The sequence below is a fragment of the Cognatundibacterium luofuense genome, from assembly GCF_018139685.1.
In the GTDB taxonomy this organism is placed as follows: Bacteria; Pseudomonadota; Gammaproteobacteria; order Burkholderiales; family Burkholderiaceae_D; genus Undibacterium; species Undibacterium luofuense.
The window spans coordinates 1-780 of sequence record NZ_JAGSPN010000047.1; the positions used below are offsets into that span (position 1 = coordinate 1).

The 780-nt window shown below is 55.5% G+C and carries 2 protein-coding genes; both read right to left on the minus strand.

Features of this window, described 5'->3' with window-relative positions:
• Positions 1-232: transposase (locus KDM89_RS19200; RefSeq protein ID WP_212689522.1), on the minus strand; the 232-nt coding region annotated here is incomplete at its 3' end.
• 29 nt (positions 233-261) lie between these two features.
• Positions 262-609: an IS66 family insertion sequence element accessory protein TnpB gene (tnpB, locus tag KDM89_RS19205; protein WP_212689523.1), complete on the minus strand. Its 348-nt coding sequence runs from the start codon at positions 607-609 to the stop codon at positions 262-264.
• Positions 610-780: the final 171 nt, after the last annotated feature.

Genomic DNA, 780 nt, shown 5'->3' on the forward strand with positions numbered 1-780 from the left:
GGGTTTCCAGTTGCTCCAGCTTCTGGTCGATCTTCTCGGATTTGCGCCCGAACACCATGCGTTTTAACTTGGCGATCTGGAGCGTCAATTGTTCGATTTCCAGTGTGCGTACGCTCAGCGCCAGTTCCAGGGTTGAGACGGTTTGGCGCAGGGATTGCAATTCGCCATCTCGCTGGAGCAGCAATGCTTTTAGGGCATCGATATCGTCTGGAAGTGAGGGAGTGGTCGCCATGCGTGGAGTTTACGCATGATCTGTACCGTTTACAAGAGCGCCATCGGTGGCCAGGTGCGTTCCGGCTGTTTCCAGTTGATTCCTTCGAGCAGCATGGATAGCTGCGCCTGGGTCAGATGGACTTTGCCAGCACTCGCCTGAGGCCAGACGAAGCGGCCACGTTCTAACCGCTTGATCAACAGGCATACGCCATCGCTGGTGGCCCACAGTACTTTGATGACGTTGCCGCGCTTGCCCCGGAATACAAACACATGGCCAGCCAAAGGATCTTCAAGGAGAGTCATTTGCACCTTGGCCGCCAGACCATTCATGCCAGAACGCATATCAGTGACACCGGCTGCCAGCCAGATGCGTGTTCCTGCCGGTAGCCCCATCATGGTCGTAACATCCCCAACACGGCACGGATCGCAGTCAAATCAGCCTTGCCATCGAAACGCACGACCGCACCGGCCATCTGGATTTCAATCACACCGGAGCGATCCGTGAGAACTTCCTGAGCTGCGACAGCATCAGGTCTATCAATCGGATGTGCTAATGCCAAATGATCT

What these genes read in the sequence shown, in the direction of transcription:
- tnpB (WP_212689523.1), bottom strand. Translation starts at nt 609, where the DNA reads ATGATGGGGCTACCGGCAGGAACACGCATCTGGCTGGCAGCCGGTGTC.